Origin of the sequence: Micromonospora sp. ATA51 (genome assembly GCF_016802855.1) — a bacterium.
In the GTDB taxonomy this organism is placed as follows: Bacteria; Actinomycetota; Actinomycetes; order Mycobacteriales; family Micromonosporaceae; genus Micromonospora; species Micromonospora sicca.
The window spans coordinates 18,425-36,115 of sequence record NZ_JAEVHJ010000031.1 but is presented as its reverse complement, the minus strand read 5'-3'; the positions used below and the strand labels follow the sequence as shown (position 1 = coordinate 36,115).

General features: G+C 68.0%; 15 protein-coding genes. 7 read left to right on the top strand and 8 right to left on the bottom strand.

The window, feature by feature from the left end; genetic code table 11:
• Positions 1 to 527 (bottom strand): LysM peptidoglycan-binding domain-containing protein (locus tag JNW87_RS08200; RefSeq protein ID WP_238453423.1); only part of this gene is annotated, 527 nt, incomplete at its 3' end.
• 995 nt (positions 528 to 1,522) lie between these two features.
• Between JNW87_RS08200 and JNW87_RS08195 the strand changes: the two genes are divergently transcribed.
• The 3 genes from JNW87_RS08195 (at position 1,523) to JNW87_RS08185 (ending at position 5,592) form a co-directional block, all read left to right on the top strand.
• Positions 1,523 to 2,242, top strand: coding sequence for a hypothetical protein (locus JNW87_RS08195; RefSeq protein WP_238453422.1), 720 nt, complete (start codon positions 1,523 to 1,525; stop codon positions 2,240 to 2,242).
• 487 nt (positions 2,243 to 2,729) lie between these two features.
• Positions 2,730 to 2,978 (top strand): hypothetical protein, encoded by a 249-nt coding sequence (locus JNW87_RS08190; protein WP_238453421.1) that lies wholly within the window; start codon positions 2,730 to 2,732, stop codon positions 2,976 to 2,978.
• A gap of 502 nt (positions 2,979 to 3,480) precedes the next feature.
• Positions 3,481 to 5,592, top strand: a complete 2,112-nt coding sequence (locus tag JNW87_RS08185) for a hypothetical protein (protein WP_238453420.1) — start codon at positions 3,481 to 3,483, stop codon at positions 5,590 to 5,592.
• Here the strand turns inward: JNW87_RS08185 and JNW87_RS08180 are convergent.
• On the bottom strand, positions 5,547 to 5,855 hold the full coding sequence (locus tag JNW87_RS08180; protein ID WP_238453419.1) for a hypothetical protein: 309 nt from the start codon (positions 5,853 to 5,855) through the stop codon (positions 5,547 to 5,549). The genes JNW87_RS08185 and JNW87_RS08180 overlap by 46 nt on opposite strands.
• A 15-nt stretch (positions 5,856 to 5,870) precedes the next feature.
• Between JNW87_RS08180 and JNW87_RS08175 the strand changes: the two genes are divergently transcribed.
• From JNW87_RS08175 to JNW87_RS08165, 3 genes are all read left to right on the top strand, one after another.
• Positions 5,871 to 6,572: a hypothetical protein gene (locus JNW87_RS08175; protein ID WP_238453418.1), complete on the top strand. Its 702-nt coding sequence runs from the start codon at positions 5,871 to 5,873 to the stop codon at positions 6,570 to 6,572.
• A 127-nt stretch (positions 6,573 to 6,699) separates the two neighbouring features.
• Positions 6,700 to 9,474: a hypothetical protein gene (locus JNW87_RS08170; RefSeq protein ID WP_238453417.1), complete on the top strand. Its 2,775-nt coding sequence runs from the start codon at positions 6,700 to 6,702 to the stop codon at positions 9,472 to 9,474.
• A gap of 76 nt (positions 9,475 to 9,550) precedes the next feature.
• Positions 9,551 to 10,018 carry a hypothetical protein gene (locus tag JNW87_RS08165; protein WP_238453416.1) on the top strand — a complete coding sequence of 156 codons (468 nt, stop codon included), beginning with the start codon at positions 9,551 to 9,553 and terminating at the stop codon, positions 10,016 to 10,018.
• A 393-nt stretch (positions 10,019 to 10,411) separates the two neighbouring features.
• Here JNW87_RS08165 and JNW87_RS08160 read toward each other — a convergent pair whose 3' ends face one another.
• The 3 genes from JNW87_RS08160 to JNW87_RS08150 form a co-directional block, all read right to left on the bottom strand.
• On the bottom strand, positions 10,412 to 11,146 hold the full coding sequence (locus JNW87_RS08160; protein ID WP_238453415.1) for a BTAD domain-containing putative transcriptional regulator: 735 nt from the start codon (positions 11,144 to 11,146) through the stop codon (positions 10,412 to 10,414).
• 530 nt (positions 11,147 to 11,676) lie between these two features.
• Positions 11,677 to 12,543: a hypothetical protein gene (locus JNW87_RS08155; RefSeq protein WP_238453414.1), complete on the bottom strand. Its 867-nt coding sequence runs from the start codon at positions 12,541 to 12,543 to the stop codon at positions 11,677 to 11,679.
• A gap of 69 nt (positions 12,544 to 12,612) precedes the next feature.
• Entirely contained in the window at positions 12,613 to 14,385 is a 1,773-nt protein-coding gene (locus tag JNW87_RS08150) for an Hsp70 family protein (RefSeq protein ID WP_238453413.1), read from the bottom strand.
• Between the two features lie 282 nt (positions 14,386 to 14,667).
• On the opposite strand from JNW87_RS08150, the gene JNW87_RS08145 reads away from it, so the two are divergent.
• Positions 14,668 to 15,045, top strand: a complete 378-nt coding sequence (locus JNW87_RS08145) for a helix-turn-helix transcriptional regulator (RefSeq protein WP_109804883.1) — start codon at positions 14,668 to 14,670, stop codon at positions 15,043 to 15,045.
• 574 nt (positions 15,046 to 15,619) lie between these two features.
• Here the strand turns inward: JNW87_RS08145 and JNW87_RS08140 are convergent.
• The 3 genes from JNW87_RS08140 to JNW87_RS08130 all read right to left on the bottom strand — a co-directional run bounded on the left by JNW87_RS08140 (position 15,620) and on the right by JNW87_RS08130 (position 17,639).
• Complete coding sequence (locus JNW87_RS08140; RefSeq protein WP_238453412.1) at positions 15,620 to 15,961, bottom strand: STAS domain-containing protein; 342 nt, start codon at positions 15,959 to 15,961, stop codon at positions 15,620 to 15,622.
• Positions 15,962 to 15,963: 2 nt separating this feature from the next.
• The gene (locus tag JNW87_RS08135; protein ID WP_238453411.1) at positions 15,964 to 16,422 is read right to left on the bottom strand and encodes an ATP-binding protein; all 459 of its coding nucleotides are present in this window, start codon (positions 16,420 to 16,422) and stop codon (positions 15,964 to 15,966) included.
• 149 nt (positions 16,423 to 16,571) lie between these two features.
• Positions 16,572 to 17,639: a helix-turn-helix domain-containing protein gene (locus tag JNW87_RS08130; RefSeq protein WP_238453410.1), complete on the bottom strand. Its 1,068-nt coding sequence runs from the start codon at positions 17,637 to 17,639 to the stop codon at positions 16,572 to 16,574.
• Between the last annotated feature and the right edge of the window lie 52 nt (positions 17,640 to 17,691).

Here is a 17,691-nt window from a genome sequence, read left to right as displayed (position 1 = left end):
TCGACCCAGCTTCCGCTGGGCAGGGACACACCACCTGAGGACCGGTCCGCGTTGCCGACGGGGGCGTCGGTGTCGTCGGTGGCGGCACCATCGCCGGGCGGGGTGCTGGTGGGTGGTGACGAGGCGGCACCGATGTCAGGTGCCTCGGTCCGGGGCAACGCGCTTGGCGACATCGGCGGCGGGCTGTCCGGCATGGTGCTGGCGGGGGTGGGCTGAGCCGGGGATGCGGTGTTCCCGTGGGGGCGTGGCTGGGGTGCTTCAACGTCCACGGGTGGCTGGTGCGGGGTAACCGGTCGCGGTTGCGGGGCGGCTTCAGCGGGCAGGTCGAGGGTCCAGCCGGGGTAGATCAGGTTCGGGTTCCGCAGTGTCCCACCGACGTCAGCGAAGTGGGTGCCGCGGTTGAGGGCGAAGATCTCCGGCCAGCGGCGGGCGTCGCCAAGGCACTGCTCGGCGATGCCGGACAGGGTGTCGCCCCGCTGGACGGTGTAGGTGTCTTCCCGATCAGCCGTGACACGATCTAGCTGCATGCCAAGGGCCACCGCGTGAGTGGGGAGGGTTTGCGCTGCCTGTTGCGGAGTGAATCGCAGCGCTTCCTGCTCGTCGCTGGTGACGTCGGCGCGGCCGGCGCGGTGGCGTGGGCGGGTATGCCGCCTGCGGTGGCGGTGAACGCGGTGGCGCCGAGCACCCCTGCGGTCAGTCCCTGCAGCGGTCCCGGCAGGTGCAGTGTCGGTAGCCACCGCAGTGCGCGGGTGGCCCGGGTGTAGACCCGGGCGAGGACGGTGGTCACGAGCAGGACCCAGATCAGCCAGGCGCCGGATTGCGCAAGGCCGGTGAGGAACCCGGCGGTCAGCGGCTGTCGAACCCAATCGCGTAGCACGGCGGTCGTTGGCAGATTTGGTGCCGGGCCGCCTGCGAGGTGGATGAGCACGGTCGGAACGGCTGCGAGCAGAAGGACGGTTGTCGTTGTGGTGGCCACAGAAGCTGCTCGGATTCTCATTGCTGCCTCCTGCCTGATAGGGGTGCCGCCGAGCTGGCCATGAACTTCATCCCGGGCAGCGGTGGCAGGCGTGGACCGGGCGTCACGGCGGACGGTGAGTCGGAGTGTGCTGGTCGGTGACTCGACGGTATTGCCGCGGACCGTCCTGCAGGCTGCGGTGAGGGGTGACAGGACCTCACACAGGCTCACAGAACCTCACACCAGCAGGTCAGAGGCCACCCGGGTCACCGGAGGAGGCGTCGGCGTACTGGTCAACACACCACACCGAGTACGGCCGAACGTGCACAGATTCAGAACGTCGTTCGACAATCGATCCCAGAGGTACGGCGCCCGTGCCGTCGATACGGCCCATGACTGCAATGACTATCGCTGTCAGAGTCGGGTCGGGCCGTGATAGCTCAAGGTGACTGGTCTGGCACCCGAGTCGCCCCCGCATCCGGATAGGTGAAGGCAAACGAGAAGCAGCTCGAGCAGCGGGCAGCCACGACGGGCGGTCGAGGTCTGGTCTGGCGATAGATTCCACCTGTGACCTTGCCTGTCTTCTATGCGCGCCCGGAGTTCCTGGGCAGCACACTGCCCGTTCCGCCTGCCCCGGCCAGCTGGGACGCGGCTGGGTCACCTGGCCAGGTTCGCTCGGCCGCGTTTGCCGCCGACGTCTTGGCGGCCATCGCCCCGAAGGTGCGCGTCACGCCGGATCCGCTCGCGCTGCGCGTGGACATCGGGCTGCCGGACAACGTGCCCCTGCTCGCGCTCAACGACCTCGACAACTACCTGTTTCCGCTCGTCCCGAAGCTGACCAAGGACACCGGGCGGCAGTTCGCCTCGGTGTGGGCGACCAAGCGGCATGCAGCGACGTCCTCGGTCGCGGTGTGCCAAACGCACACTGTGCAGGATCCCGGCGGGGTGTACTCGCTGCAGGTACGCACCACTGCGTCGTCCAGTACCACCGCCTACAAGCGGCAGATCCGTGACCAGATCACCGCCGCCCAACCACTCCCCGAGGGCAGTATCGCCCTCCAGCTTGCGTTCGCGGTCGGGCCCCGCCGCGCCTGGCCGAACCTGTGGAAGGCCACGATCGACTCGCTCGGCTCGATCTTGGGGCGTGACGTCGGTACCCGCGAGTGGGACGCACGCGACGGCCGCATCACAGACCTCGGATTGCACTGCGTCACCGACCCCGCCGCGGGCAACCAGGTCACCATCGCGATCCGAGCCTGCCCAGTCGGCAAGCTTGCGGCCCATTGACGCCGGTGCCGCCGTAGGACCTGGGCTCGGCACAGCGATCAACGGTCAGGCAGGCCGATGCCGTAACGCCAGAGGCACGGGCCTAGCGCACGGTGTGCGGCAGTTTAGTACGCGCAGATGTCATCTATCCGACATAAGGTCGTGCGCTTATCGTCACGGGTTCTGATATGTTCGTCAACCCTACCCCAAGCTACGAGTCCCCTCCCCTCAACTCCGCATAACAGAAACTTGCCAGCGACAGCGAAGATGATTAGAGGCAATGGTGAATAAAAGGCTGATCGCTGCAGTCGTCTGCACGTTCACCGTCGCTTCTTGTGGAGGGCAGCAGAACCCCAACGAACCGACCACGCCTTCCTCGTCTGAGGCTACTTTGCCGAGCCCTACGCCATCGGCATCGCCCTCCACGCTGGCTCCGCCGCCGACTACTTCAGCGGCTCCGGTAAGGCCGCCCGCACCGGTCTACACGGATGGGGATACGGGTGGTCCTTTGAATTTCTCGAAGGGCTATCCCAAGGTTGTGTCAGTCAGCTCCATCTCGGAGCGGGTGGACACCGAAACATACTTTGACGGCGAGAAGAAGGCCGTCGCTCTGGCTCCGGGAGTGTGGACGAACCTTCCCGACGGAGCCGAGATGCAGGACGCCGTAGCCGATGGCCCGTTCATCGGCCTTTGCGCGTCCATCAAAGCGTTCGAACGGAAGAACCCCGGCGTAGAACGCGGCGGTACTTGCTGGTGAGCAACTGGCCTGACGGCAGAAGCAGCCACGAAAAGATCTAGTTGAGGCGCGCTTGTCAACGTGCGCTACGGAACCCCACATGCCCGGCCTGCCCACCACTGCGCGTTGTCCGCGGCAGATCCGTGCATGGTTGAACGTGGTGACCTGGTGACTGTTCAGAGAGCGCGGGCAGCGGCCCGGCCGGCAGGGCCGAGCTGCCACCGCTCGGCGCGCACCGCCGGTTCGACTACCCGTATCGCGTGCCGAACCCAGCACCAGCCGAGCTCCTTCGATCACCGCCATCAGATTGAACGCATCCGGGGTTCGCAGATCCAGACTGTTGTCCGGCACCACGGCCCCCCTCCCGCCTGCGGCGCGCGGGCACCAGCCGTAGCGACCGACCTGCGGAAGATTCGATCGCCTGCGCGCCGCCTGACCACCGTGTCCCAACCGCGGCGGAATGACGCGACCGGACTGGGTGTGAGTGCAGCTCGCTTCCCGGGAAGGGCGGCAAGATGGTGCCGTGACTGAAACCATCCCTGAGGCTGAGGCGTACATCCAGTTCCGGCTGAGTGTGCTTGCGTCGAGGAACGAACACCATCGTTTCGAGGAGATCGCGACGCGGATTGCCCGCAAGCGCATCAGCTCGAACATCTTGATCGCGACCGGCCCAGTCAGTTCCGGTGGCGACCAACAGCGGGACGCCGAGACCTACACAACCCGCATCCCGGACGAGCTGCCACACTCGGCGGGCTTTTCGGCGTCTGCTTCGACTGCTCCCGTGGTGGTTGCATGCACAGTGCAGCAGGAGCGGCTGAAGAGCAAGGTGCTGGATGACCTGGCGGGAATCTGCGCCGAGGATGCGGAGCCGGTCTCTCATGTTGCGTTCTTCAGCGTGCATGCGATCTCGGAAGGCATCACTCATGACCTGAAGAAGACAGCTCGCGAGACGTACGGGGTAACGCTCGACATCTTCTGTGGTGCTGACATCGCGACCTTCTTGGCTGAGCCGGATCTGGTGTGGGTGGCGCGGCACTATCTGGACTTGCCGTCGTCGTTGGTGCCGCCGCCAGAGGGCGAGTCTGCGCCGGAGTGGTACGTCGACTTGTTGGAGAGGCTGCGTCAAAATGGAGGGCCGGCGACTCTGACCCCCGCCACTCAGGGTGAAGTGACGCAGGGGCTGCGATTCGCGACGTGGGACAAGGAGGCGAACGCCGATCTACCTGAGTGGCTGGACTTCATGGGCGCGTTCCTGGCTGATTCGGAGAACGGTGAGGACTCCGAGATTGTGTTCCGGGCATGCTATGAGATGGCCGTGGCACGGTTCAGGGGCATGGGTGTGGCGGCCGGTGTTGAAGATCTGGTCCGCCGGGCTGTTGTGTTCGCGTGCAGGAGTAGCCACCCGAACGTTGTCGACGACGCCGCGACCTTAACGTCGTACTGGGGCACGATGTGGTTGAGCGGCGTCGGGCGCGCTGAGGCCACTGAAATTTGGGAGGCTGTTGAGCGGCTGCGTGGGCACATCGTTGGCCTGGTCGAGGGGACGGACTCCTCGACTTATCCGGTGCGGTCGGCCTCGCTGACCGGGACACTTGCGTTCCTTCATCTGATGCCTGACTGGCGGAAGGCGGAGCAAAAACGCGGCCAACCACAGCGCGTGGTGGTGGCGGCAAATGTCGGAGTGAAGCTGGATGAGCTGGAAGTAGATACTTCAGCGCTGGCTGAGGACGACCTGGTGGACGTCGATGCGGCGATGGAAAACCTGGAAAGACTGGTTGAACTGTTGCCGCGTGCGCGCGCGTACTCGGTGCGTCAGCTTGGGCGAGTGTTCACAATGTTCGCTCCGCTCCTATCGGAGCACCCGTCCTACGCGAAGGTCCGCGACGGGCTTGACGTCGCTACCGCCGAAACCCAAGGTCAAGCTGCGACGGCTGAGCGATGCCGTGACCGCGGGATGGCGTTCATAAGAGCCGGTAAGACGCTCGAAGCCTTGCTGGAACTACATAACGCAAAGGTGAACTGGTTCAACGGCGACACGCTGTACGGCGCAGTACTAACGATGCGGTTCATCGGCAAACTGTTCGCTGACCTGGAACTTATGTACGCGGCCAAGATGTATGCGTGCGCCGCTGTCGCCCTCGCAGCAGCGCACGGTGATGCGGACGTAAAGCTTCAGCTTCCGAACGCTCTGTTGGATGCGGCGCGGTACTCCCAGCATACGGGTTGCTGGGTTGACGCTGCCGGGCTGACCGAGGTCGCGCTGATGGCCCGCTCCCAGTACCTGACCGACCCGTTCGACTTCGAGAAGCATCCGGATCTGGACAACCACCGGATGAACGCGGCCATGGAGTTGTCTGCGGTCCAGAAGTTCTGGCCCACGCTTGAGCCCCTCATCGCCGAAGCACACTACCGGACCGGGTGGTTCGACCTTTTGACTTCCATGGTCTCGGTACCAGGCGCCGAATACGACATGTCTGAATCTGAGTTCCAGCAGGCTGCAGCCGAGCAACTCGCTGGACCCGTGTTCGGTGATGTCGGCCCTACGCGCGTCGTCGACTTCGAAGCGCTGGGTGTGCGTTGGATCTTCACCTACCGCAACGACCGGATCACGTCCTGGCGGCAGAAGGACTCGTAGCGACACTTCAGGTTCTCCTTGCCGACATCGCGCTCCATCATCCGGTCCTCATCAAAAGCACAGTTCACGTGACCGTGGATGTAAGGAGTGACGCGGGTCGCGAGGCAGATGAGGTCGAAATCGACGACTCCGAGCCAGAACTTGTCGGCGAAGTCGTCTTGTCTGCCAACCCCACCGACAGCGACGCGCGTCAGCACTTCTTGATCGCGACGTGCTTTCAACTCCTGCACGCCGTCCACGTCCGGCAGCCAGCCGACCTCCAAGCGCTAATAGAGCCGATGTTCAGGGCCGGTCTCTCTCACAAGCTCTTCGTCGGGCGGCCGTACGAAGAGGCAGCAGGGCTTCTGGATGACCGGCACTATGCAAGGTGCGCTGCTGCGACCCGGCCGGCGTCCTCGGCCGATTTCAGCCCGACAGCGCCGCCGCCCCTAGCCGCATCGACGCGCGCTGGCACCGGGTACGACCCCGACAAGGCGATTCAGGCCATCCGCGAGCGGTACGAGGTAGCGAACGAAACGCTGCGGTACACGCTGCCCCGACTGCTCGCAGAAGACACCTGCCGCGCGACCATCGTCCGTCTCCGCGAAGCAGGATGGCTGGATTGGCAGATCTTGGTGGCTTTGTCCAATGCGGCCTGGAACTGGCGGATGTTGCAGGCTGGCATCCGCCCCGGCTTCGGAGACCCGGCGGAGCAAATGCGGCTGGCGCGAGAGCCAGAGACCGCAGAGTCGCGCGAGATCCCGCTCGACGTCTTCTCTGACACCGCTCTCGCCACTCACACCCTGTTGCAGACCATCACCGTGGCGCAACATTGGGGCCTGCGAAGTCGGCAGGAACGAGCTGGCGAGGAAGCGATGAGAGACCTGCTCACTCGTCGGTATCGCTACGGGGAGGACGACATCCCACACCGCGATCTGCTCAACTGTGTCGACGAGGGTGGGCGACTCCGTCACTTCCTTGCAGGCATCGGCGGGGAGTAAGGCGTCAGCAAGTTATGAGCGGCAGCCAGCAGCCATCGCATGCTGCCACCGTATCGGTCGCTGGCGGGGCGCCGACTCGGTGCGTGCCGAGGGACGGTGCGGGCCGTGGCCCGGGAGGATGGGAGCCGTGACCAAGCGTTCCGCCGTATCGGGCAAGCCGATCGAGCACCGTGTGCCCACGCCTGGCACCGTGCGCCAGCTCTACGGGACTGCGTTCGCGTGCGCAAAGCCCGGGTGCCGTGCCGGCCTGTACACAGTGAACGCGGCCACCGGTCAACACGTTCTCAACAGCCACGTCGCCCATATCCACGCTCGCAGCGAAGGCGGCCCTCGCTGGGACCCAGCCATGAGCGAAGCTGACAACCGCGACGTCGGCAACCTTCTCCTGCTGTGCTTTCCACACGCGTGGGAAATCGATCAGGTCCCGGACGAGTACCCCGCCGAGATGCTGCGATCCTGGAAGCGGGATCAGTTGGCCGACTTTGAACGCGCGCACCGTAGCTGGCAGATCAGCGACGAAGAGGCCCGCGAGGCGGTCACACCCTTCGACCTCGGCGCCGTCATCGAGAAGATCAGCGCAGTCGTGCCGTTCAACCCGCGGATGCGCAGCCGGATCGAGACGTGGCAACTGGCTATCCGGCGAGGCCATGCCATGCGAGTCTCCCGATTGACACCGCTCGTGCCGGCGGAGCGGCGGCCGGCGGTACTCGCGTGGATGGCGGCGCGCCAGGAACCGCTCGTTGAGGTCCCAGTGGGGCAGGTCCGCGTTCTAGTGGGCCGGCTTGGGGCCGGCAAGTCGGAACACGCACTGCGCTGGTGGGGGCAGGCTGTCCAGGCGGCTGCTAACGACCCGGACACCGAGATTCCGCTTTTTCTTCCCGCTCGGCACATCACTGCCAGCTTGGAATTGGCGATCGCCAACGAGCTTGGCGGCGACCCCTCCGGCCGCTGCCACGTGGTCATCGATGACCTGGACAGTGTCCCGTTGCGGGAAGCCGCCCGTCTCCTCGCCGAGGCCCGCCAACTCGTCCACACGTGGCCTCGCGTCAGCGTGCTGGCGACCGCGCGGCCGGGGATCCCCGTGCCCGACGAGGAGAAGATCCTCGTCGAGCCGTGGCCGGCCCAGCGTGGCGCTGAGCTGGCGAAGTTGGCTCTCGGTGACGACATCCCCTGGCACCTGTGGAACACCGAAATGGCTGCCCTGCTCACCAGTCCGCTGACCGCACTTGGCCTGGCGGCCCGAGTACAGGCTGGCCGCGACGTCAAGGTATCTCGGGCTCGGCTCCTGGCTGATCTCGCGACGATGGTCATCGACTCGCAGAGCGACGAGGTTGCTGATGGCACGTGGCAGGACCTGGCTCGGTTGGCCGTTCGGATCCTCGGACAGTCGCAGCCGGTTACCGGGGCCTCGTTCGGGTCGTTGCCCCTCGTCCGTCGCCTCACCGCAACCGGCCTCGTTGTCGGCGACCACACGGAGCTGACGTTCGCGTTGCCGGTGTTCGAGCAGTATTTCGGGTCCGAAGCCCTCCGGATGGGCCTGGCTGACCTGGACACGATCGCGGCGGCCAGTTCGTTCCCCCGGTGGCGTTATGCGCTCGCATTCGCCGTGTCCACCGCCATCGACCAGGATCAAGAACGCCTCTTCGCCGGCCTTGCGACAGTCAATCCGGCGGCAGCGTTCTGGATCCTCGATGAGATCGCCGACGCCAGTGCGGACCGCACCCACGACGGTCCATCTGATGAGGCGATCGCGGCGCTCATCAGCCGCCGCGACCCCACCGGCGCGGTCACCGCCGAGCCCGACCTTGCCATTCGCGCAGGGCAGTGGCTGCGTGGCGCGGAACAAGCCCTGCTAATCGGACTCGGACCCCTGGCCGAGTCATTGGCACGACACCGCGACGGTCGCCTCGTCCAGTGGGGCACCTGGTTGCAGAACGGCTATCTGACGCTCGCTCGCTCGCGCGACCAGTTGCCGCCGCCGGACGTCGTCAAACTTCCCGAAATGTTCCCTAGCCTCGGCCGATGGCACCGCGTCGAGGGGGTTCGCTTTCCGACCTCTGACCTTGGTCGCTGGCTGCGCGCCCAGGCGGCGCTGCAAGAACAGCTCCAGAACGTGATCAGGAGACGGACCCTGCCCGTTCCCCGCACATCATGGCTGGCACGCGAACGGCTGTACCTACTCGCCGATTTCGTCTACAACTACAGCGCCGCACGCCGGCGCCGCACCATCGACCTCGCCGAACTGCGTGACATCGTCACCGAGTGGATGGAGCGGGTGAACCGGTCGGTGCGGTCGACGTGGCAAGGCACAGGCCGCTCCGTCGACTCGGACGACATCCGGTGGCTCGCCGCTCAGCTGGACATGGAGGACGGCGATACGCTCCTGCCGCTCTGGCCCGAAGGCGATCAACCCGGGACAGGCAGGTGGCGCTGGCAGACGTACTCACCGGAGCTGACCTTGACCCTGGCGACGGACATCGTGCGACAAGCCCTGATCGGCTATCGGCAGCTCGTCGAAACCTCGTTCCCTGCCTTCGGTGACGCTCTCGGGCTCTACAGCATGCTGCCCGTCGGCGTCGAAGGACTCGTCCGGCGACCCGTCAACAACGAGAACGCGTACACGATTGACATGATTGTCAGCCTGGACCCCGACCGCGATGCGCAACGATCGGACGTGCCGTCAGTCGACCTGCGACTCGTACCCGACGACGGTCCTGCGTTCTGGACCTTCAGCCAGGAGCGCCGCAGCGCCGCCCGGACGACGTTCGGCCAGAGCCCGCTCCAAAACGTAGACCTGCCACTGGGCAACACGTGTCCGGCAACCAGCCTGGCGTACCGGTGGCTGGTCCAGGATCTTGCCGGAGTCGGCTGGCTCAACGATCACCACGGCCTCCTCGATTGAAGCCGGTTGAGCGACCAGAAGACGAGACGGCTCCCTACATGAGCATCGGCACCTCTTCCTGATGCAGAATCACGGTATGAGCGTCACCTTGATCGAACTCGATCGTCCAGTCGGCGAGCGGTTTTGGTTCCCGTTCACGTACGAGGAAGCAGGCCTCGGATTCAACAACCAATGGTGGTACGACGGCCCCGTCTATCCCCATTCCAAAAGCATCTTTCTGCAAGTCCTAGAGAACAACAACGAGGTCGCCCGGGTTCATCTGGGCAACGAGGTTGGAGTAGTCGATCACTACGCCGACGTTCCGCCACTTGGAGCCACCGCACTCGAGATCCAGTTCATTGAGGTGCACTACGATCACCGCGGCCGGGGCATCAGCCACGCTGTCATCGACCTCCTCCACAACCGATACCCAGACCGTCGGCTCGTGGCCTTCTCCGAGGGCGCCGACGGCTTCTGGTCATTTCTCGGTTGGCGTCGGCACCTTCACGCCGATCCAGAAGAGGCTCCTTTTCGCCGACCACTCTTCATCCAGCCACAGGCGTAGCGCGCTGCCACCGCGCCGACGAGGCTCGCCGGGACCTACCGGGCCTCGTCGGCTCGTAATGAGCCTGGCGGGGAGGCGCCGCTGCCCCTGCCGGGTTGCGCGCTCATCGGCAAAAGCGGATGCGCCAAACAGTCGATGCCGGGTCGCTGGTAACGACACGCACGACGGCCGCCGACCCGATCCTGTGGGTCTCGCTGAGTCCACTGGCCGGCTCGCGGGCAGTTGAAGCGGTCGGGCCGACGCGCCTCCGCTCGTCTCATCGTCCATCTGCGCGACACTGTGCACGTTTTATCTGTACCTGGCTGTGCACGTTGACTCGTACGCCGGCGGAGGAGCAGTTGCCGTCGACGCTACCGGCGCTTTCCCGGTTGTAGGGACTCGCTTGAGGTGCTGCTACCGCCCAGGCACGGGGTGGGCGTTGCTCAAGTGAGCAGCCGCGTCACGAAGGTCGTCGCTTGGTTCGAGTCCGGCCGCGGCGAGTCGACGGTTGTAGCTGTCGCACAGGTCGGGGATCGCGGTGTGGTCGCCGAGGGCTGCGAGGGCCTTCATCGCGCGCAGGTGCAGGTTCTCGTTGTAGGGGTCGACGCGGATGCCGCGTTGGAGCAGGGCCAGAGCTCGCCGCGGGTCGGGCTGCATGGCAGCCAGGGCGACGGAGGCGTCGACGACGTGCCGGCGGGTGGCTTCTCGGGCCGGCTCGAGCCAGGGCCAGGCGTACCCGGCGGCGAGGTCGCCGGTGTAGGCGTCGATGACGGCCTGCCAGGCGGTGGCGTGGTCGGTTACCGCAGTGGCGGCATGCTGAACGGCGGCCTGCAATCGCCACAGGTCGGCGTCAAGGTGCGCGGGGTTGATCCGGTATCGGTCGTTGGTGTGGTCGATGACGCTCAGCCGGCAGGCGGACCGGATGGTGCCGCGCAGGTCGCTGAGCGTCGTGTAGAGCCGGCCGGTGAGCGAGTGGGCGGGCAGGCCCGGCCAGATGGCCTCGACCAGCTGCCGGCTGCTGGCTCCGTAGTGGTGAACGGTGAGGAAGACGAGGGCCTGCAGGGCCGCGCTGCGCCGGATGGTCAGCGGTTCACCGTTGATGAGCAGCGTCGGCTCGCCGAGGACACGCAGATCGAGCCGCCGGGACACCACCCTGGTCGTGGCAGGTTGGCGGGAGGTGGTCTCGCCGCTGGTCGCCTGGCGCGGGACCCGCAGGCGAGGTGCCTCTGGTGTGCGGTGGGTACCGGCATGGGGTGGTGGCGGGTACGCGTGGCCCATAACAGTGAGCAGATCCGTGGTCGCGACCTGATTGAGCACGCACAACCGAGGCCCCGCGTGCGTCGGCTGCCGCGGGTCGCGGGTATGGCCCGCCGCGTCGACCTGCCAGGTGACACCGGCGGACCAGTCGCCCAAGACGACGGGGGCGCCGGCGCCTACGGTGACTGCGGCCGCGAGACGATCTGCGGTGGCCGGGGTAGGTAGGGCCTCAGTGATCAGGACCGGTGGCGTGTGAACACCGACAGGTGGGCTGCCCTCCTGCCGCTGCACTGGCAGGGTGGCAGGGCATGTCGGGCTGGGAGCTGACTCCAGGTACTCCACCGCGTCTTCGACCGTGGTCGTCACCCGCATGCCTGGCAGTCGGTGCCGCACCGCCTCGGCGGCGGAGCCGACCAGAGCGGTCAGGGCGGTGTGGGTGATGACGATCGGCACCGCGCCCGGTGGGTGCCGTTGCCCCGCCAGCAGGACGGTGACCAGCACTCCCCTGGCGGCCGAGAGGGCGCCCGGGCCGGTGAGACCGACGCCGGCGGGCGGGAGACCGGCGACCGGCGCTGCCAGGGCCCCCCGGGCATCGCCGGCGTCGGCGGGGGTCGGCTCCGCGACGAGGGGTAGGTGTTGCCGGTGGCGAGCGCGGCTTGCACGGCGGCGACGGCCGCGGGCAGGGGCGCCAGGTCCGGCTCGTCCCGACCCTCTGAGCCTGGTGGGCGGGGCTGGTAGGCGCGGCGGCGGCGTAGCCACACCAGCGCCGCGGCAGCGCTGATCTGCTCGGCGACGTCGCGTGGCAGCCAGCCGCCCGACACCACGATCCCATCACCGACGCGGCTGTCGATCAGGTGGCTGTGGTCGGCGGCGTCAGCGCCGCCGTGATCGTCCAACGTTCCGGCGGCCACGGCGAGGGGATGATCCGGCGGCGCTGTGGTGGGGTGGGTGCCGACACCGAAGGCCGCCGCTCCGGCCATGCCGGTGGCGGTGGCCTGCAGGGGTGTGGGCAGCGGCATGCGCCGCAGCCAGCGCGCCCCGGCCCGCATTCGCGTCAGGGCCCTGACGGTGACCGTGGCGGCCAGGAACAGCCAGACCAGCCACGCGAACAGTGTCAGCGCGACGGTCAGGGTCTGCTCGGTGAGCGGCTGCGCCACCCACAGCTGGGCCTGGCGCAGGCTCGGCCAGCCGCTCAACGGCCAGCCGACGATCTCCACCAGCACCACCGGCGGACCACACAGGAGCAGTGCCAGGAACAGCAGTGAGGCCACCTGTCGCGGCCATCGCACCTCATTCACCTCCGCCGGGTGCCGCGACCCGGCTGGCGGCGCCCGTCGCTGCTCCGCCACCGGAGGTGGTCATGTCGGGCGGACCGGCTGTCGGTCGGGGCGGACGATGCGCGTCCACAGCTGGCGGATCCACCACAGGGCCACGGCGATGCCGTAGATGACACCGAGGATCCCCGAGGCGGGTCGGCTCACGATCGCGGCGGTGATAACCCCGAGGGGTGCGGCCAGGATCACCCGCAGCAGCAGCGGCGACACGACGGCCATGACCACCCCGACGCCGAGCAGCAGGCCCCCGACCCGGCCGGCGATGTCGATCCACAAGACGATGTCCGGCCACCGGTCAGCGACCAGGGAGTACTGGATCAGCGCCATCCCGACCGCGCCGGTCACCACCGACCCCGTGGGGAACGCGAGCAGTTCCGACCAGCCGCCGCGGGGTGTGCGCCACTGCCGGGCGGCGACCAACGCCATCACGGCGGCCACCGCGACGATCGGAACGACTGGCAGCAGCGCCCACCGCAGGAACGGGCTCACGTCGGCGCCGATGTACAGGCTGCCGACCACCGCGTACATCCCGGCGACCGCCACGCCAAGAGACGCCGAGGCCAGGATGCCCGTGCCGACCTGACCTCCGGGCGAGATCGGATCTCCTGCGCGGCTGCGGGTGGCGATCGCGGAGGCGATGACCGTGCCCGCCGCCAGGCTGGCGATGACGGCGAACACTGCGGCCATGGCCAGTTCACCCCAGTTGAGCACGGTCCAGGGGCGCAGGAAGCCGCCGTTCCACTCAGCGGTCAGGAGGAACTGCGACACCAGCCCCAGTGACGCGAAGCCAGGCGCCGCGATCGCCACCGCCCGCCGCACCGGCGGCACCGGTGGTGGCTCCACGACGGTCACATCCCCGCCGGGCCCGGCCGCGCCCGTTTCAGCCGCCCCACGCGCGGCCGCGAGGCCGGGCTCGGCGACCACCACCGGGGCGATTCCCACGTTCTCGGTGAGCACCTTTTCGACCAAGGGCATCTGGACGGCGCCGCCGGCACAGTAAACGCCGGCGATGCTGGCCGGGTCTACCTCTGCCGCAGCGATCGCTTCGGTGGTGAGCTGCGCCGTACGCTGCAGAATCGGGCGCGCCGCCTGTTCGAGCATCTGCCCGTTGACCACTGCGACCGGTCCGCCTGGCAGGGGGACGGTGACCGCGGCGTGGTCGGTCAGCGCGTGCTTCGCGGTCTGGACGCTCGCGGTCAGCGCCCACCGCGCCCCCTCATCGACGCCCGGGCCGGCCTCGTCGCCCGTCAACGCGGCGGTCAGCGCGCGGTCAACAGCGGCACCACCGGCGTCAGGATCGGCGAGGGTGGCAAGGACCTCGAACCCGGCCGGCCCACGCCGCAGGACGCTCACCTCAACACCGCCGCCCACGTCACACACGACGATGAAGGAACCCACCGGCAGTTGCACGCCCGAGGCCAAAAGGTAGCCCGCCACGGCCACCGGGGCTTCCACCAGGCGCGGCTGCGGCAAGCCGGCACGGTGCGCGGCGTGCCGCATCCACGTGCGCCGTCGCGGTCCCCACCCGGCGGGCACCACCAGCCGCACATCCTCGATCGGGAAGCCCACCGCCCGATGCGCCTCCTCGGCGACCCGTCGTAGCGTCGCCGCGACCAAGTCCAGCGCCTCGACCTCGCCGCCGGCGACAGGCACCTGCTGCTCGACGGATCGTCGGGGAGCGGGAATGAACCGCTCCGGTTGCGCGACGGCGGCCTGCCAGGCCCGTTGCCCCGTCAGCAGGCTCCCGTCCTCAGACAGGAACACCGCGCTGGACAGCGCTGGCTCGCCATCGAACATCAACGGTGACCATCTGCCGTCGGGCCACGCCACCACCGCCACGGTGCTGGCGCTGCCACAGTCGATCGCCAGCCGCGCCTCCCCCGCTCGCATAGGCCTCAGTCAAACACGAGGATTACATTCACGTCACCCACGAATTACTCACAGGCACGGTCCGGACACCCGGCCCGGCTGCGCTCGCCCCTGTCACGCCGCCACGCCGTCCACATCAGACCATCTCAACACGCTCGCAGGCATCGTGCATTGCCGATATGCGCGTGGGTGGATGCTGCTGGTGGAAGGATGGCATATGTGGGAAATGCGCTGGCTGAAGTGACTATGCCTCAGATCTCGCCGCTTGCCGGCGAGCCGATCAAACGTGCCGATGCCGAGCGGCTCGCGGGGGTCCTGAAGGCCTTCGCCGATCCCGCCCGGCTGCGGCTGCTCAGCCTGATCCAGTCGGCCCCCGAGGGCGAGGCGTGCGTCTGTGACCTGACCGCGCCGCTCGGCCTCTCGCAGCCGACGGTCAGTCACCACCTGCGTATCCTCACCGAGGCCGGCTTGCTGGAGCGGGAGAAGCGCGGTGTGTGGGCCTACTACCGGCTGGTGCCGAGCGCGATCGCCACGATCGCGGATCTGCTGACCCCGCCACGCAAGCGATCAGCGCGGAGAACCCGCTGAGGCGCGACAATCTCACCGCCCTTCACTCCGGCCTCGGCCGGCGGACTGATGCTGATGGGCCGCCAGCGGAGTGCTCTGATCGGCGGGGATGACACCACTGCGTCCCGGGCGCACACGTAGGGAGCCACCGTCAGGTCTTGTCAGGATCAGCTTGCTTGGTCGCGGCCGATCGTGAAGGCCCTGACGCCTTACCACCCCTCGGACACGCCGCGAACGGCAAGCTCCTCAACGACGACACGCTCATTGGAGCGTCGGGCTTCAGAAGCTCCGACCTGGACGCCATCGGCGGGCGTAAGGACACGCCTTGACGTCCCGGACACCGCGCGCGGCCGCCGCGAACGACGCCCGCCACGCCCGCACCCAGGACAAACTTCGCCAGATCGAGGAAGCACTACAGGCCACCCGTCTCGCGCGCTCTGCCGTCACCTGCCCGACCGTTGCCCGGTGCGCGGCAGTGTCGCGCACGTTCCTCTACCAGAAGCCCCATGCCAAACCACTCATCACGTCTAGGATCGTCGCCTGCGGCGACCAGCGACGGCAACGGCAGCTGCCAGCATGTCGTGGCTTGCACCGTTCAGGCCGGGGGATCAGGTGACGAGGGCGTCCCGCCGAGTGTGTGCAGGATGCCGGTCACGGCGAGGATCCGGCGGACGTGACCGGTGGGGTTGACCAGGGTGAGCCGGACGTCGAGGTCAGCGGCGTGCTTGTGGGCGGCGACCAGGGTGTTGATCACCGCCGAGTCGATGAAGGTCAGCTGCGCCAGGTCCACGTCGACGCGGGTGGCCTGGGCGATGGCCTTGCGGAGCACGTCGCGCAGGTGATCGGCCCCGGCCATGTCGATTTCGCCGAGCAGCGTCACGACCGTTCGGTCGGGCTCGATGTCGCAGCGCCACTGCCAGGTCGTTTCCTGTTCCACCGTCACCGTCCCTGAGCGGTTGGCCGTGGCGGTTTGATGCGCGCCGTGACGGACGCGGTCACCCCGCCGGGGCTGTGGTCGATTACGAGGGCACCGCTGAGTCGCTGCGCCAGCCAGAGCCCCCGGTGGCCGGCCTCCTCTGGCGTGGGAAGGCGTACCACGACGTCGTCGAGTCCGGGGCCGCGGTCGGTGACCCGGCAGGTCAGCACGTCCCCGTCCTGGCGCAGCAGCAGTTCACCGGCACCGCCGCCGTGGCGTATCACGTTGGTGACCAACTCGTGCACCGCCAAGACGAAGTCCTCCAACGCGTCACCGGTCAGGCCTGCCGAGCCGCCTGCGGCGGTCACCGCGTGGCGCAGGCGTGTGAGCGCAGCCGCGGTGATCGCTTCCGACAGAAGCGTCACCGAAGCCTGCCCGCCGCCGCCTGGATCCTCGCCAGCGTCGTGGTCACCGCTGCTCATGTCACCGGACGGTACACGGCGGAGATTGACGCGGCGTGACCCTCGGCGCCGTCGGCACGCCGGCCGTTCGATCCATACGGCGCAAGCAGGCGAGCGTCGTGCACGGCCGCCTGATCGGACTTGATCAACGGGGTCGGGTGCGACCTACCCTATGCCCGCTCGACCTCGCGCAGCATGAGCGCGAGACTCTGCGAACGTCGCTCAGCCGGTAGCGCCTCCCACGCTCGCCGCGCGTAGGCGACGCCGCCGGCCCGGTCGCCGGCTTTCGCCATCGTCAGGCCCCGGTGTAGCTCAATGTGCGTCGCGAAGCGGGGAAGTCCGGCCGGTCGCGTTCGGTCAGCCTCTTCCTGGGCCTCACGGCCGGGGCCCGGAAGCCCGAGGCGGGCGTAAAGCATGCTGCGGAAGGTCGCCATCCGCCAGGGCGGCACCGCCGTGTCCGAGACCTCGCCCTCGGGGGAGGCGACCCGATCGAAGACCCGCCGGGCCTCGGTGTCGAGGGCGATCGCGCCGGTCTGGTCGCCGCGTCCCGCCGCGACGTGCGCCCGTGCCATGAGCGCCTGAACGCGCCCGAGCGACGGCCGGTCGGACAGGCCGACGGCCTGGTCCGCGTACCGCCGCGCGGTGGGCAGTGCCGCGCCTTCGTAGGCGAGCGCGATCGCCGCGCGGCCGCGAACCCACACGCGGACGCCGAGGTCGTCGGACCGGTCGGCCGCCGTCGCCGCGAGGTCATACCAGCGGATCGCCTCGGCGGGATTCGAGGTCGTCTTGCCGTAGGTCACCAGCGCCCGTGCGGCGTGTGACCACATGCGCGGCGTGTCGAGGTGCTGCTGAAGGATCACGAGGTCGCTCGCGAGCCGGGCCTGGAGCACGGCCGCGCCGACGGCCATGTAGTCCCGGCCGTACTGGTCGACCCGCTCGCGCCAGTCCTCCTCGGCCCCTCGGCCGTCGAGTGCGGCACTGAAGCCCGCCCGGATGAGTTCGCCGGCCACGACCGGGCCGACGACGCCGGCTGCCAGGCCGAGCACTTCCCGCCGGTTCACGTCTACCTCCCCGAGCGCCCGCGCGTACGCGAGCACGATGTCAGGGGTCGCGGCCCGCCGCCCAGCCTCAACGTTGCTCAGGTGCGAAGCCGAGTAGCACGACCGGGCCGCCACCGAGGCGAGCGTGACGCCGGCCTCGGTACGAGCCTGCCGCAACTGCGCGCCGAGGTCGTCCATCGGGGCCCCTGTTGAAAGCTCGTGAAAGCTCGATCGCCTTCCGAGAGTAGTC